This is a genomic window from Bradyrhizobium sp. TM233 (genome assembly GCF_036247965.1).
In the GTDB taxonomy this organism is placed as follows: domain Bacteria; phylum Pseudomonadota; class Alphaproteobacteria; order Rhizobiales; family Xanthobacteraceae; genus Bradyrhizobium; species Bradyrhizobium ottawaense.
In genome coordinates, this window is the sequence record NZ_BTIG01000013.1 from 141854 (window position 1) to 156850 (window position 14997).

13 protein-coding genes and 1 tRNA gene are annotated in these 14997 nt (G+C 63.7%); 10 read left to right on the forward strand and 4 right to left on the reverse strand.

Going from position 1 to position 14997, the window contains the following annotated elements; genetic code table 11:
* Positions 1-26: 26 nt before the first annotated feature.
* Together queG and AABA86_RS24630 are read right to left on the reverse strand one after the other, a co-directional pair.
* On the reverse strand, positions 27-1202 hold the full coding sequence (gene queG / locus AABA86_RS24625; protein WP_338308734.1) for a tRNA epoxyqueuosine(34) reductase QueG: 1176 nt from the start codon (positions 1200-1202) through the stop codon (positions 27-29).
* Entirely contained in the window at positions 1151-1843 is a 693-nt protein-coding gene (locus AABA86_RS24630) for a glutathione S-transferase family protein (RefSeq protein ID WP_212243377.1), read from the reverse strand. The genes queG and AABA86_RS24630 overlap by 52 nt, the downstream gene beginning before the upstream one ends.
* Before the next feature lie 169 nt (positions 1844-2012).
* On the opposite strand from AABA86_RS24630, the gene AABA86_RS24635 reads away from it, so the two are divergent.
* The 3 genes from AABA86_RS24635 (at position 2013) to AABA86_RS24645 (ending at position 5001) form a co-directional block, all read left to right on the forward strand.
* The gene (locus tag AABA86_RS24635; protein WP_212243379.1) at positions 2013-2819 is read left to right on the forward strand and encodes an undecaprenyl-diphosphate phosphatase; all 807 of its coding nucleotides are present in this window, start codon (positions 2013-2015) and stop codon (positions 2817-2819) included.
* Between the two features lie 112 nt (positions 2820-2931).
* Positions 2932-4257 carry an FAD-binding oxidoreductase gene (locus AABA86_RS24640; RefSeq protein ID WP_338308735.1) on the forward strand — a complete coding sequence of 442 codons (1326 nt, stop codon included), beginning with the start codon at positions 2932-2934 and terminating at the stop codon, positions 4255-4257.
* Positions 4258-4260: 3 nt separating this feature from the next.
* Positions 4261-5001: an SDR family oxidoreductase gene (locus AABA86_RS24645; protein ID WP_338308736.1), complete on the forward strand. Its 741-nt coding sequence runs from the start codon at positions 4261-4263 to the stop codon at positions 4999-5001.
* A gap of 72 nt (positions 5002-5073) precedes the next feature.
* On the opposite strand, the gene AABA86_RS24650 is transcribed toward AABA86_RS24645, so the two are convergent.
* Entirely contained in the window at positions 5074-6039 is a 966-nt protein-coding gene (locus AABA86_RS24650; protein WP_338308737.1) for a complex I NDUFA9 subunit family protein, read from the reverse strand.
* A 151-nt stretch (positions 6040-6190) separates the two neighbouring features.
* On the opposite strand from AABA86_RS24650, the gene AABA86_RS24655 reads away from it, so the two are divergent.
* The 3 genes from AABA86_RS24655 (at position 6191) to AABA86_RS24665 (ending at position 8500) form a co-directional block, all read left to right on the forward strand.
* Positions 6191-6277, forward strand: a tRNA-Leu gene (locus tag AABA86_RS24655).
* Positions 6278-6713: 436 nt separating this feature from the next.
* Positions 6714-7877 (forward strand): AAA family ATPase, encoded by a 1164-nt coding sequence (locus AABA86_RS24660; protein ID WP_338308738.1) that lies wholly within the window; start codon positions 6714-6716, stop codon positions 7875-7877.
* The gene (locus tag AABA86_RS24665; RefSeq protein WP_338308739.1) at positions 7874-8500 is read left to right on the forward strand and encodes a DUF4276 family protein; all 627 of its coding nucleotides are present in this window, start codon (positions 7874-7876) and stop codon (positions 8498-8500) included. Before AABA86_RS24660 ends, AABA86_RS24665 begins: the two co-directional genes overlap by 4 nt.
* A gap of 66 nt (positions 8501-8566) precedes the next feature.
* Here the strand turns inward: AABA86_RS24665 and AABA86_RS24670 are convergent, their stop codons facing one another.
* Entirely contained in the window at positions 8567-9838 is a 1272-nt protein-coding gene (locus AABA86_RS24670) for an MFS transporter (protein ID WP_338308740.1), read from the reverse strand.
* A gap of 421 nt (positions 9839-10259) precedes the next feature.
* Here AABA86_RS24670 and AABA86_RS24675 point away from each other — a divergent pair, with 421 nt between their 5' ends.
* The 4 genes from AABA86_RS24675 (at position 10260) to lptC (ending at position 14995) form a co-directional block, all read left to right on the forward strand.
* Positions 10260-11777 carry a hypothetical protein gene (locus AABA86_RS24675; RefSeq protein WP_338308741.1) on the forward strand — a complete coding sequence of 506 codons (1518 nt, stop codon included), beginning with the start codon at positions 10260-10262 and terminating at the stop codon, positions 11775-11777.
* A gap of 324 nt (positions 11778-12101) precedes the next feature.
* Entirely contained in the window at positions 12102-13418 is a 1317-nt protein-coding gene (locus AABA86_RS24680; RefSeq protein WP_338308742.1) for a UbiA family prenyltransferase, read from the forward strand.
* Between the two features lie 102 nt (positions 13419-13520).
* Positions 13521-14135 (forward strand): ribonuclease D, encoded by a 615-nt coding sequence (locus tag AABA86_RS24685; protein WP_094976049.1) that lies wholly within the window; start codon positions 13521-13523, stop codon positions 14133-14135.
* Between the two features lie 131 nt (positions 14136-14266).
* Positions 14267-14995: an LPS export ABC transporter periplasmic protein LptC gene (lptC, locus tag AABA86_RS24690; protein ID WP_338308743.1), complete on the forward strand. Its 729-nt coding sequence runs from the start codon at positions 14267-14269 to the stop codon at positions 14993-14995.
* The last annotated feature ends 2 nt before the right edge of the window (positions 14996-14997 follow it).

Consider the following 14997-nt stretch of genomic DNA (forward strand, 5'->3'; position numbering starts at 1 on the left):
CGAGATTGAAGAAACGCACGGGGAAATCAAGGGTGGGCGTGCCACTCCTGACGAACGCCTTCGTCCGATTCTTCGCCTAACGCCGCGCCCTTCATCGCCTCAAACTCGTCCCGTCCCATCAATTGTCCCAGCGCCCATACCGCAGCGCCACGCACCAGCGGGCTTGCATCCTCCAGCAACCGCCGCGCTTCTTCCGTGAGCTCCGCCTCACCCGAGTTGCCAATCGCAATCAGCACGTTCCGCAAGAAGCGATCGCGACCAATCCGCTTGACCGGCGACTTCGTGAACAGCGCGCGGAACGCGGCGTCGTCGAGGCGTGCGAGCTCGGCGAGACCAGGCGCGCGCAATTCGCTGCGCGCGGCGAGCTTGGCCTCGCGGCCCTCCTGCGCAAACTTGTTCCAGGGACACGCAGCGAGGCAATCGTCGCAGCCATAGATGCGATTGCCGATGGCTTTGCGAAATTCGTGCGGGATCGGTCCCTTGTTCTCGATGGTGAGATAGGAGATGCAGCGCCGCGCATCGAGCTTGTAGGGCGCGGGGAACGCCGCCGTCGGGCAGATGTCGAGACAGGCCCGGCACGAGCCGCAATGATCGATCTCGGCATCGTCGCGCGGCAGCTCCAGCGTGGTGTAGATCGCGCCGAGGAACAGCCACGAGCCGAATTCGCGCGAGACGAGGTTGGTGTGCTTGCCCTGCCAGCCGAGACCCGCGGTCTGTGCCAGCGGCTTCTCCATCACCGCGGCGGTGTCGACGAACACTTTCACGTCCGACGGTGCGGTCGCGACCAGCCAGCGCGCCAGCGCCTTCAGGCGTTTCTTGATGAGATCGTGATAGTCGTCGCCCTGCGCATAGACCGAGATCGCCGCGCGCTTGCGCTGCTCGAGAATTGCGAGCGGATCCTGGTCCGGGCCGTAATTGACGCCGAGCATGATGACGCTGCGCACATCGCTCCACAGCCCGCGCGGATCGACCCGGCGCTCCGGCTGCGCCGCGAGCCAGTCCATGTCGCCATGGCCGCCGGAGGCGATGAATTCAAGGAAGTATTTTCCGGCGGTCTCGATCGTGCCAGGTGCAGTGACGCCGATGCAGTCGAAGCCGAGTGCCCGCGCCTCGCGCGTGAGCGCCGCTTTCAGTTCAGTCGGATCGGAGTTCAGAAATCCAGGTCCACGTAGGTCCGCGACGCCGGCACGCCGGCCAGCCATTCGCTCAGCAGCGGACGGAACGACGGGCGGGACTTTACCCGCGCGTACCACGCCTTTGCTGCGTCGTCCTCGCTCCATGGCACGTCGCCCAGATAGTCGATCGCCGAGAGATGCGCCGCGGCGGCGAGATCCGCGTAAGTGAGCCGGTCGCCGGCGAGGAAATTACGCGTCTGCGCCAGCCAGCCGATATAGGCCAGATGATAGCGCACATTGGCCTTGGCGGCGCGCATCACGTCGGCCGAAGGCGGTCCGCCGCCGTTCTCCTCGCTCATGAAGCGCTTGTAGATGCGCTCGGTGACGAGAGGGTGCGAGACCTCCTCGAAGAATTTTTCGTTGAACCAGGCCATCAGCCGGCGCACCTCGACGCGCTCGCCGATGGCTTCCGGCATCAGGCGCTTGGGTCCCATCTCGGCGCCATAGGCCTCGTCGACATATTCGGCGATGATCGCCGCGCCCGGGATCGGCGGCTGCTCGTCGTCTACCAGAACGGGCGTCGTGCCGGCCGCGTTGAGCAACAGAAACGCCTCGCGCCGCTCCCAGCTGCGCTCTTCGACCAACTTGAGGTCGAGCCCGTATTCGCCCGCGATCAGGCGGATGAAACGCGAATGCGGACAGAACGGATGATGAAACAGCGTAAACATGAAGCCTTTGACTATTTGATGGTGCTTAAGATTCCATCAATGTTTGTGCGGCGCCACACTAGTCCTTCAAAACCGCGAGGCAAGGGCGTGATTTCGCATTTTGCGATTGCGGCATGGGGGCGAATAGGCGAGAAGAGCCCCGCTTTTCCAGCCGAAATGGACCGTAAATATGTCAGACGCAATACGGGCAGTGATCCTCGGCATCATCGAGGGTGTGACCGAGTTCCTTCCCGTGTCCTCGACCGGCCATTTGCTGCTCGCGGAACGCTTCTTCCATCTCGGTGAAGGCGCGTTCTGGGATTCGTTTACGGTTCTGATCCAGCTGGGTGCGATCCTCGCGATCGTCGGGCTCTACTTCAAGAAGCTCTGGGACGTCGTGATCGGCTTCTTCACGGGCGACACCTATTCGCGCCGCTTCGTGGTCGGCGTGCTGGTCGCGTTCCTGCCCGCTGTCGTCGTCGGCCTCGTCGCCGGCAAGTACATCAAGAGCGTGCTGTTCAATCCATGGGTCGTGTGCTTCACGCTGATCGTCGGCGGCGCCATCCTGCTCTGGGTCGACAAGCTCGACCTCAAGCCGCGCGAGCACGACGCCACGAGGTTTCCGCTGCTGATGTATCTCTATATCGGCATCGCGCAGTGCGTCGCGATGATCCCGGGCGTGTCGCGTTCCGGCGCCAGCATCGTCGCCGCGATGTTCCTGGGCGCTGACAAGCGCGCGGCGGCGGAGTTCTCGTTCTTTCTCGCCATCCCCACCATGATCGGTGCGTTCGCCTACGACTTCTACAAGAACCGCTCCGAGATGACGATGGACCATATGGGCATCGTCGCGATCGGCTTCGTGGTGTCGTTCATCACCGCGATCATCGTGGTCAAGACGTTCCTGGAATATGTCACCCGGCACGGCTTCGTGGTGTTCGCCTGGTGGCGCGTCATCGTCGGCACGCTCGGCCTGATCGCGCTGGCGCTCGGCAGGTAGGCTTATGGTCCGTAACGGTTGGACCGGCGTTTTCAACGCAAAATAAGCTTTTGATCGGTAGTCAGGTCAGTTCCAACGCCGGGCGGCGCGCGTCCGGCACAGGAGCTGAGCCATGACCCTCGTCAGCGGCTGGGGGCGTTTCCCGGTTGTCGATAGCGATGTGCTGCGCCCGCGCTCGTTCGCGGCGGTCGGCGAAGCCGTCTCCGCCGGCACCGTCGCGCGCGGCAACGGCCGCGCCTATGGCGATGCCGCGATTGGCGCGGTCAGGACGGTCACGATGACCGGCTTCGACCGGATCAGGTCGTTCGATGCGGTGACGGGCCGCATCCGCCTGGAGGCCGGCGTCCTGCTGTCGGACCTGATCGACACCTTTGGCCCGCGTGGCTTTCTGCCTTTCGTCGTGCCCGGCACCCGCTTCGTCTCGATCGGCGGCGCCATCGCCGCCGACGTTCACGGCAAGAACCATCATTGCGAGGGCGGCTTCGGCCGCTATGTCGACAGCCTCCTGCTGCGCACCGGGCAGGGCGAGGTCATCGAGGCCTCGCGCGAACAGAACTCCGATGCGTTCTTCGCGACCGTCGGTGGCATGGGCCTGACCGGCATCATCCTCGAAGCGACGATACGGCTGCGCCGGGTCGAGACCGGGTGGATCCGCGAGCGGGTGATCTCCGCGTCCGATCTCGATGCCGCGATGCGCGCGCTCGAGGCGGGCGATGCAGCGACCTATTCGGTGGCGTGGATCGATTGCGTGGCACGAGGCCGCGATCTCGGCCGTTCGCTGATCTATCTCGGCGAGCACGCGGGCAGAGGCGAGCTGGCGGAAGGCGCCGATGTATTTCCGCTCGGCAAGGAGTCTCGCCTCAGCGTGCCGGTCGACCTGCCGTCGATGGCATTGAACCGCACCAGCGTCCGCGCCTTCAACGAGCTCTACTACCGCATGGGCGCGCGGCGCGCCGGCGCCAGCCATGTGGTCTCGCTCTATCCGTATTTCTTTCCGCTCGACAGCATCAGTGCGTGGAATCGGATCTATGGCAAGCGCGGCTTCCTCCAGCATCAATGCGTGATCCCGCAAGCCGGCGCGCGCGCCGTTCTCGGCGACATCCTCGATCGCGTCGCGCGGCGCGGCGATGCCTCCTTCCTCGCCGTGCTCAAGAAGCTCGGCCAGGGCGACGGCATCCTGTCGTTCCCGCTGCCCGGTTACACGCTCGCGCTGGATTTCCCCGTGAAGGGCGACATCCTGAACTTTCTCGACGAGATCGATCGCCTCGTCGTCGCCGCCGGCGGCAGGCTGTATCTGGCGAAAGACGCGCGCCAGTCGCGCGCGACCTTCGTGGCGGGCTATCCTGCCTTGCAGCGTTTCAACGCGATCCGCAAATCGCTCGATCCTGCCGGCAACATCCGATCGAAACTTTCACAGCGTCTGTTTGATGAGGTCTAGGCCGTGACGTCACGCAAGTCTGTATTGGTGCTCGGCGGCTCCTCCGACATCGGCCGCGCCGCGGCGCGCGCCTTTGCCAAGGCGGGATACGATGTCGGTCTCGCCGGCCGCGACGTAGTCGCGCTCGAGCCCGACGCCGCCGATCTGCGCGCGCGCTACGCGATCGACGTCGGGCTCCATAAATTCGATGTGCTCGACACCGCCGCATTCGAGGGCTTTGTGAGCGGCCTGCCGGCATTGCCCGATGTCGTCATCTCGATCGTCGGCCTCCTCGGCGTGCAGCAGAATGCCGAGAGCGACCTTGTCCATGCCACCGCGATCATGCGCTCGAACTACGAAGGGCCCGCGCTGATCCTCGGCCTGTTCGCGGAGAGATTCCTCGCGCGTGGCAGCGGCACGATTGTCGGCGTGTCGTCCGTGGCCGGCGATCGCGGCCGCGCCTCGAACTATGTCTATGGCTCGGCCAAGGCCGGCTTCTCCGCCTTCCTGTCGGGCCTGCGCGCCCGCGCCAGCCGTGGCGGCGTGCATGTCGTCACCGTCAAGCCCGGCTTCGTCCGCACCAAGATGACGGAGGGCATGAAGCTGATCGGCCCGCTCACCGTCGAAGCGCCGGTGGTCGGCGATGCCATTCTCCAGGCGGTCGAGAACAAAACCGACGTCGTCTATGTCAGCGGCAAATGGCGCCTCGTGATGCTGATCATCAAGACGCTGCCGGAAGCGGTGTTCAAGAAGTTGAAGTTCTGAGGGTTGAAGAAGTGGCGCCGCCGCCGCGCTGAAGGTGTGCTCCCTCGCCCGCTTGCGGGAGAGGTAAGAACCTCACGCGCTCTTGCGCTGGAACTGCCCGGCGGCGCGGAAGCGCCAGAGATATTGCGGGGCAATCGCTTCCAGCGAATCGGCGGTGATGCCGAGCCCTTCCAGCGTCAGCCCGGCGGCCTTCGCCGTATCCGACACCACATTGTCGCGCTCGAGCAACGTGACCTGGTCCGGCGTCAGCTTGAACGCGCCCGGCGCGAATTGCAGGAACGCGGCCTGGAAGCGGGCGAGGCCGAACGGCAGCGGGATCAGCATCCGCTCGCGGTCGGTGATCTCCAGGATGGTCTCGATGATCTCGCGCATGGTCAGCACTTCCGGCCCGCCGAGTTCGTAAGGAGCGCCTGCCTTGGCCTTGCCGTCGACGGCGTTCGCGATCGCGGTGGCGACGTCGCCGACATAGACCGGCTGCATCTTGGTTTCGCCGCCGATCAGCGGCAGCACCGGCGACATCCGGGCCAGCGCGGCAAAGCGGTTGGTGAACTGGTCCTCGGGGCCGAACATCACCGAGGGGCGGAAGATCGTGGCCGAGGGCACCGCGGACAGGACCGCAGCCTCGCCGGCCGCCTTGGCCCTGGCGTAGCGCGAGGGTGATTCGGCATCGGCGCCGATCGCCGAGACATGCACCAGGCGGGCCCCTGCCGCGGCGGCGGCCTTCGCGACCGTTTCGGCGCCCCTGGCCTGGACGGCGTCGAATGTCTGCTCGCCGGCTTCAGTGAGGACCCCGACCAGGTTGATCACGACATGCGAATCACGCAGCGCCGCCTCGACCGAGGCCGGATAGCGCAAATTGGCCTGCACGGTATGGACCTGCCCGACCCGGCCGAGCGGCTGGAGGAATCCGGCCAGTTCCGGCCGCCGGACCGCGACCCGGACCCGGTAATCGCGCTTGCACAGGGCGCGGACCACGCTGCGGCCCAAAAACCCCGATCCGCCGAAAACCGTGACGAGAGTTTCCAGATTCGATGCCATGGGAGCCATTCCTGCGGAAAAGAGTGCGTCTTGTCAGGCTTGTATCGGGCCAGTTTGCGATGCGCAATCGGCATCCCCAAACCCGGGTCACGCATGAATTGACAACGGCGTCACCGAACCGTAGTAACCGCCTCCGTGCCCCAAACGGCATGCCCAGGTGGTGGAATTGGTAGACGCGCTGGCTTCAGGTGCCAGTGGCTTAACGGCCGTGAAGGTTCGAGTCCTTTCCTGGGCACCACCCCCAACCCAAGTGGTTGAAATCGCTCACTTGCAGGGGATTTGAGCCCCTAACCGATGCACACCCCGGGTACACATCTATCCCGCTAGAGGTTTCTCGCGCTGAAATTTCAGTGTGGGGGCACCGTCAGTCGTCCTTCGCATTCCGGACGACCACCGCTTGCTGCTGGTTTTTGACAGGTGCATGGCTGGTTTCGAGACCTAGGCCCGCATTGGGAGGCCCCGGCTGGTGGCAAAGCTGAAGGCCACCCGTGACAGCAAGCGTGACGCCGGTGCCAGGTCGAGGGATGAAGAGCGGGTTGCCCTATGATCACCATAAGACTGGGCGCGTATCTTCCTAGGGTCCTTGAGACGGCTGTGGCGCCAGAGGAAATCTGCCACTAAAAATTAATGCGACCACTTCGCGGAAGCGAGTCGAAGTCGTGAAGGATTGCAGCATGTTCCTTAAGAGCATTACGCTCACTAATTTCCTAAGCTACGGAGATGCAACGCCGGCCATCGAGCTTCGTCCGCTGAACGTCGTCATTGGTCCCAATGGTTCGGGTAAATCCAACCTCATTGAGGCGATTGAGCTTCTCCGCGCCACACCAAAAGACCTACTTACGCCTATTCGCGACGGTGGCGGTGTGAGAGACTGGCTATGGAAGGGAGCATCCAAGCTTCCGGCGGCCAAGGTTGATGCCGTCATCGCTTATCCCAACGGCCCAACGGCACTGCGTTACGTACTGAGCTTCACCGAGGTCGGCCAACGCTTCGAAATCGTAGATGAAAGGGTCGAGAACGAATTTCCCGACCGCGGTCACACACACCCATACTTTTACTACCGTTTCGAGAGTGGGCATGGCGTGCTTAACGTAAAGGGAAATCAGCGCCGTCTTCAACATGAAGATATAGATCCTGCCGGCTCTATTCTGTCCCAGCGCAAGGACCCGGATCAATATCCTGAGCTGACGTATCTTGGGAACACTTTTACCAAGATGCGGCTCTACAGGGAATGGAGCTTCGGCCGCTATACGATCCCGCGCTTGCCTCAGAAAGCTGACCTTCCCAACGAGCATTTGGAATCAGATGCCAGCAACCTGGGATTGGTTTTGAATCGTCTGCGTCGCGAGCCGGCCGTCAGGAAGCAGCTGCTGGAATCTCTTCGCGTACTATACGAAGGCATCGACGATTTCGACGTGCAGATCGAAGGAGGAACTGTGCAGGTGTTCTTCCATGAAGGGCGCTACACTGTGCCAGCAACTCGACTCTCTGATGGCACGCTACGTTACCTCTGCCTGCTCGCCGTACTCTGTCACCCTAACCCTGGACCACTGCTGTGCATCGAAGAACCAGAGTTGGGATTGCACCCCGATGTTCTGCCAACCTTGGCAACGCTCCTCAAGGAAGCGTCCGAGCGTACACAGATCATCGTCACGACGCATTCCGATGTGTTGGTGGATGCACTGACTGATATGCCTGAAGCCGTTTTGGTAGCAGGGCGGTCGGAGCATGGCAGCACACTTGAACGATTAAGCGCCGAGAAGCTAAAACCCTGGCTAGAGAAGTATCGGCTTGGCGAACTCTGGACCCGAGGCGAGATCGGGGGGGTGCGCTGGTGAAGCTCTACGTTGAAGGCGGTGGAGATGCGGCCGCGTTGAAATCTGCGTGTCGCGAAGGTTTCACGAAATTCATCACGAAAGCTGGACTAAAGAATCGTCCTCGTGTCGTCGCCTGCGGCAGCCGACGCGATGCATACGATTCCTTTTGTACTGCGATCGCCAGCGGTGATGAAGCCATGCTTCTCGTGGATAGTGAAGCAGTCGTCGCCGAAGCGCATCAACAGGGCATGCCCGCGACTTGGTTGCCATGGGCGCATCTCAAGCAGCGCCAAGGCGACGGATGGGAGATGCCGCGTGGAAGTAAGAGTGATGATTGCCACCTCATGGTCGAAGTCATGGAGAACTGGTTCTTGGCCGACCGCAACAGCCTAAAGGTTTTTTTTGGCATCGGTTTCAAAGAGAGCCAGCTCCCGGCGGCAGCGCGGGCTGTCGAGCAAATCACAAAGGCGGAAGTATATGGAGCGCTTCAAAAATCCACTGCCGCTTGCAAAACTAAGGCCGCATATGGCAAAGGCGAACATTCGTTTAAGTTGCTTGCGTTGATGGATCCTTCCAAGGTGGTTGGCCGCTCGCCTTGGGCGAAGCGCTTTATCGACGAACTCAAAAAGAAGATGGATGCTTGACGCCTCGGCAGCGGCTCGCGGTCGCTGTGCGGCACGCGGGCGAGATCGTGGTCTCCGCCCGCCCCCTCACACCATCCGCCTCCCCGCCCGGCCCGCCACCGCCTTCTGCACAAAGTACATCGCCACCAGCGAGACGATTGCCGACGCCACGACGACGTAGCCGATCCGGTCGAAATGGATCAGCGAGCCGTCGGGCGCCTGCGCGATGATCGCGCCGGCGAGCACCGAGCCGAGGCCGCCGGAGAGCTGCTGCAGCGAGGCGCTGACCGCGCTGAACGAGCCGCGCTGGTCGGGATCGGGGATTGCCGACATCAGCGCCTGCGACGGGATCATGCGTGAGAAGATGCCGACGAACATCAGCACGTTGACGAGGATCGCGGTCGTCAGCGTAACGTGGCCGAGATGGGTGTAGATCAGCACCATGATCACCGACACCACGCTGCCGAACACGAAGGTCGGGTACTTGCCGAACGCATCGCTCGCACGGCCGACCAGCGGTCCCGTGACGATGCTGAACAGGCCCGAGACCAGATAGATCGTCGGCAGATGCGTGATGTCGATGCCGAGATTGTGCACGGTGAAAGCGCTGGAGAACGGCATCAGCATGTATCCGCCGGTCGCCAGCAGCGTCGTGACGAAGAAGGCCAGCGTGTAGCGCGGCTGGGCGACGGTCGCGATCAGATGGTGGAACGGGTTCTTGTCCTGCTTCAGCTTCAGATGCGCATCGACCGGCTCCATGGCGAAGGCGATGATGGCGATCGCGGCGATCGACACGATGACGATCGCGATGAAGCAGACATGCCAGCTCCAGTGATTGGCGAGAAACAGCCCGGCGGGAATGCCGAGCACCTGGCTCGCCGCGAACGCTGTCTGCACGAAGCCCATCACGCGGCCGCGCAGGTGCAGCGGGAAAAGATCGGTGATGATGGCGAGCACCACCGAGCCGATCACCCCGCCGAACAATCCGGTCACGATCCGGCCCAGCAGCAGCACATGGTAGTTCGGCGCCACGGCGCAGAGCAGGGTGCCGAGCGTGAAGCCGACATAAAAGAACAGCAAGAGCCGCTTGCGGTCGAAGCGGTCGGCAAAGCCGGCGGCGAGGATGCCCGACAGTCCCGCACTGAACGCGTAGGCCGACACCGCAACGCCGAATTGCGTCGCCGTGATGTCGAGCGCAGGCATCAGGATGGCGCCGAGCGGCGACATGATGATGAAGTCGAGGATGATCGTGAACTGCGTGAACGCGAGCAGCGCGATCAGAAGCGCCTGGTAGCGCGTGAAGCCGCGCTGGCGTTCTGATGGATCGTCGATCGGCGCGGCGAGCGTCTGTTCGGTCATGGATCTCGATTCGTAGTGGGCGGGGAGAGAAATTGGCAGATGGGGTGGCTTGGGGCGATTTTTAGGGGCCGCAGGCCACTCGTTGCGCCGGAACATGAAGCTCGCGCCGAGCTGTGGGATCCATGCAACAGCAGGGCATTCGGCAAACCGTCCGCCTCTTCGCGAAAGGGATGCGCGGACTGAGAAGTTGGGTCGTCGGGGCAAGCCCCACGAACATGCCCCATGAACATGGGAGGACGGAATGCCGCGCAGACCTGCCTGCGTCGGGAGCCTTCCCAAAACCACAGCTCACATGCTTTGAGTGTTGCACAAGCGTCAATCGCGTTGACGCAGTGGCAGGCTGGGGCTGGAAGTGACGGCGGTCTTCATTCTTCCTCGTCTTGCCGGTTGCGAGTTTGGAAGACGGGAGTGGGGAACGAACATGACGATTTCATCGCGGGCGCCAGCAACCGCTTTTCTGGCAACGGCGCTCATTGCCGTGATCGCGGCCTGCGCCGGCGCACCGCAGGCCCGGGCTCAGTTCGTGTGCGTGGATGGTGCCGCGTCTGAGCAAGGCGCCACGGCGGCCGGATCAGCGAGCAATTTTGCCTGCGGGCCGTCTGCTTCCGCTGACGGCAACGGCAGCAACAACTCCGCGACCGGGACCGGCGCTAACGCCAGCGGCCACAGCAGCTCCAATATTGCGACCGGAAGCAATGCCAACGCCAGCGGCAACAACAGTTTCAACAGCGCGACCGGAGCGGGAGCCATCGCCAGCGGTGACGGCAGCAAAAACATGGCGTCCGGAAACAACGCGCAAGCCAGCGGTGACAACAGCACCAATATCGCGGCCGGCGCCGGAGCCAATGCCAGCGGCAACAACAGCGGCAATCTTGCGTCCGGGCTGACCGCCCTGGCCAACGGAGACAACAGCAGGAACGTTGCGACAGGGCGCAGTTCCAATGCCTCCGGCAACAACAGCAGAAATGTTGCGAGCGGGTTTGTCGCCAAGGCCTACGGTGACGCCAGCGCCAACACCGCGACGGGGAGCAACGCCAACGCCTTCGGCAACGGCAGCGGCAACATCGCGACCGGCGTCAACTCCAACGCGACCGGCGACAACAGCTTCAACATCGCGACCGGCCTGAATACCAACGCGAGCGGGTCCGGAAGCAACAACGTCGCCACCGGCAACGCCGCCATCGCATTTGGCGCCAACAGCTCCAACGCGGCGACCGGCTATCTTGCGAATGCCAACGGCGCCAATTCGAGGAATATCGCGAACGGCACGCAATCCAATGCCAGCGGGACCGGCAGCTTCAACATTGCGGTCGGAAACGGCGCCAATGCGAGCGGAAACGGTGTCGCGAACACCGCGGTGGGCAACGGCTCCAACGCCACCGGCGCAAATTCCTCGGCCTTCGGCAATGGCGCCTCCGCAACCTTCGCCAATTCCACCGCGGTCGGCAATGGCGCCACCGCGACGCGCGCGAACCAGCAGGTCTACGGCACCGCGAGCAATACCTACACGATGACAGGCGTCACCTCGGCCGCGAGCACGGCCGCGCAGTCCGGACCGGTGCAGCTCGTCACCACGGACGCGGCCGGCAATCTCGCGGCGACCTCGCTCAGTGCGCTCGGGTTTGCGAGCCCCGCGGATATCGCAGGCATCAATAGCCAGCTCGCCGGCATCAATGCCCGCCTCAACGAGATCGACGGCAGAGCCGGCAAGGCGATCAACGGCGTCGCGATGGCCTTTGCAATGTCCGGCTCGCCATGGCTGATGCCGTCCGAGAAGATCGCAATGAGCATGAACTGGGGCACCTTCCAGAACACCAATGCGCTCTCCATGAGTGCAGCGCTGCGCGTCAGCGAGCATGTGCAGGCCAGTGGCGGCCTGACCTACGGCACCAATGGCGGCGGATTGGGCGGCCGCGTCGGAATGCGCGTCGGCTGGTGATGTCGGGCTTTGGCCTTCCATGCAATGGCGTCTGTTCGCGGTCGCCACGCCGGAAGCCGCATCCCCACAGCCGCACGCCCAGGCGACGCCCGCGAAGCCGGCCATGGCTGCGCAGAAGAAGGCGCCGCGAGCGGTTGCTGGGTCATAACCCATTGATAAGTGTGCATTTGTCGCTGGACCGGCGGGCGCTCCCACCTGTTCTCGCTGCGCCTGCAGCCCCGATTAAGCCGCCTTTAGCGAATGCTCCCCTAGTGTCCTGACCGTCCATTTCCCTGCTCCCCGGCCGGATGCCGGTCAGTTTGCGGCAAGTCAGAGCGTTTTCGGATGGAGCAGCCTGCCCGGCAGTACGAGTCTGGCGCCCCCGCACCGACGGCGGCGGCCGCGCGGACGCTCGTCATCGATCTCGAAGGCGCGCTGCTGCGGTCCGAGCTGCTGATGGAGGCGCTGTTCAGCGCGCCGGCGCGCATGCTCGCCCGCTTCGGCGCTGGCGGACGCCCGGGCATGGCGGCGCTCACGGATATCCTGGCGCGCGCCGAGATCGACTACGCCCATCTGCCCTACGACTCCGAAGTGCTGAACCAGGCGCTGGCGGCGCGGGCGCGGGGCGAGAAGATCTATCTGGTCGCTGACCGCTTCGCCCGTCATGCCGCGGGCATCGCCGCGCATCTCGGCTTCGACGGCGTGGTTGCGCCGGCCAATCTTGCCGCGGGCGAGCTTCCCTTCGATCGCGCCTTCATCGCGCGCATCGGCGCCCGCAGTAGCGGCCGTGCGAGCCTGAAGACCTGGGCCAAGGCGCTGCGGGTCTATCAATACGCCAAGAACACGCTGGTGTTCGTGCCCGTCATCACCGCGCATCAGCTGAACTTTGCCAGCTTCGGCTCCGCGCTGCTGGCGTTCCTGGCGTTCTCGGCCTGTGCGTCCGGCGCCTATCTGATGAACGACCTCCTGGATCTCGCAGCCGACCGGCAGCATCCGACCAAGCGCCATCGCGCGCTGGCGGCCGGAGATCTGCCGATCTCGTCGGCGCTGTCAGCGATCCCTGCGTTGTGGCTGTTCGCGGTCGTGGCCGGCCTCTGCATCTCGCCGCTGTTCCTCGGCGTGCTCGGCGCCTATCTCGTCACCACGATTGCCTATTCGCTCGCGCTCAAGCGCAAGATGCTGGTCGACATCGTCACGCTCGCCGGTCTCTACACGCTTCGCATCGTCGCCGGCGCGGTCGGCGTCGGCGTGGTGCTGTCGGAATGGCTGCTGATCTTCTCGCTGTTCGTGTTCACCTCGCTGGCACTGATCAAGCGCTTCAGCGAGCTCAGCATGCGCGAGAGCGCCGGCCTCTCCGATCCTTCCAACCGCGACTACAGAATCACCGACCTGCAAATCATCGGCGCGATGGCGGCGGCGAGCGCGATGAACGCGGTGACCGTGTTCTCGCTCTACGTCTCCTCGTCCGCGGTGATGCCGCTGTACAGCCGTCCCTGGATGCTGTGGCTGCTCAATCCGCTGCTGCTGTACTGGTTCGGCCGCGCCCTGATGATGGCGCATCGCCGCGAGATGCCCGATGACCCGATTCTGTACGCCTTCCGCGACGGCCCCAGCCGCATTGCGGTTGCGGCGATGATCTGCATCATGCTGGCGGCGATCTGAGCGAACCCGTGCTTGCGCGGTCCGCCGGCAATGGCTACATCGCGGGCAATCCGAATTCGCTATTGTGCCGACGCACCGATTAGACCCGAGGTTTTGAACGCCATGACCGTACGCCTGCATCGCGGCGACCTGCCCGACCTGTCCCGCTACACCGGAGCGGTGGCGATCGACACCGAGACCATGGGGCTGAACCCGCACCGCGACCGGCTCTGCGTGGTGCAGCTCTCGCCCGGCGACGGCAGCGCCGACGTGGTGCAGATCCCCAAGGGCCACACCGACGCGCCGAACCTCAAGGCGCTCCTGGCCAATCCCGCCATCACCAAGATCTTCCACTTTGCGCGGTTCGACGTCGCGGTGCTGTACCAGACCTTCGGCGTCATGACCGGCCCGATTTATTGCACCAAGATTGCCTCCCGTCTGATCCGCACCTACACCGATCGCCATGGCCTGAAAGACCTCGTGCGCGAGGTGCTCAATGTCGATCTCTCCAAGCAGCAGCAATCCAGCGACTGGGGTTCCGACAGCCTGACCGAGCCGCAGCTCGCCTACGCCGCCTCCGACGTGCTGCACCTCCACGCCCTGCGCGAGCGGCTCGACGCCATGCTGGTGCGGGAGGGCCGCACTGCGCTGGCCAAAGCCTGTTTCGATTTCCTGCCGACCCGCGCCCTGCTCGACCTCCAGGGCTGGGAGGAGGAGGACATTTTCGCGCACTCCTGAGCCCATCTGGAGGGAGTTGCCGCCCCGTTTCGGACACTTTCGTAACGGCCTGTCGCCAGCTGCATATTTTGCCGGCGCCGGGTACAATGAACCTTCGACCCGAACAGGCTAGCAGGCACCCTGGAGCTCAGGTGAATTCGGCCCACAATCCAACCTACGACGCCGCGCTTGCGGCGAAGTTTGCCAGCGCGGCGCGCCACAGCCGCCTGGTGCGGATTCTGCGGGTCTCGGTCCCGGCGACGGTGATCGTGGCCATGGCCGTGATCATCTACATCGCGTTCTTCAACAAATTCAGGATTCCCGAGCTGCCGCTCACCGTCGAAAACATGGTGGTGTCGGGCACCAAGATCACGATGGAATCGCCGCATCTGGCCGGCTTCACGCCGGATCAGCGGCCCTACGAGCTCTGGGCCAAGACCGCGACCCAGGACATCACCGATCCTGATCACGTCGATCTCAAAGACCTGCGCGCGAAAGTGCTGATGGAGGATCAATCGACCCTGTTCCTCGATGCCCGCACCGGCCGCTTCGACAACAAGCAGCAGCAGCTCGATTTGCACAAGGACATCTTCCTGCGCACCTCGACCGGCTACGAGGCGCGGCTGAACTCGGCCTTCGTGGACATGGGCAAGGGCACGGTCTCCTCGGACGAACGTGTCGACGTCAAGCTGACCAACGGCACGCTGACCGCGGACAAGCTGCGTATCACGGAAGGCGGCGACGTCATCCGCTTCGAGGGCAATGTGGTGATGCATCTGGACAAGCTGGATGACCCCGCCGCCGCGCAGCCTGCGCCGGTCGAGCCCGCGCCGGCGGCGCCGCCGGCCAAGTCAAAGAACAAATCTGCCAATTCAAAGTGATT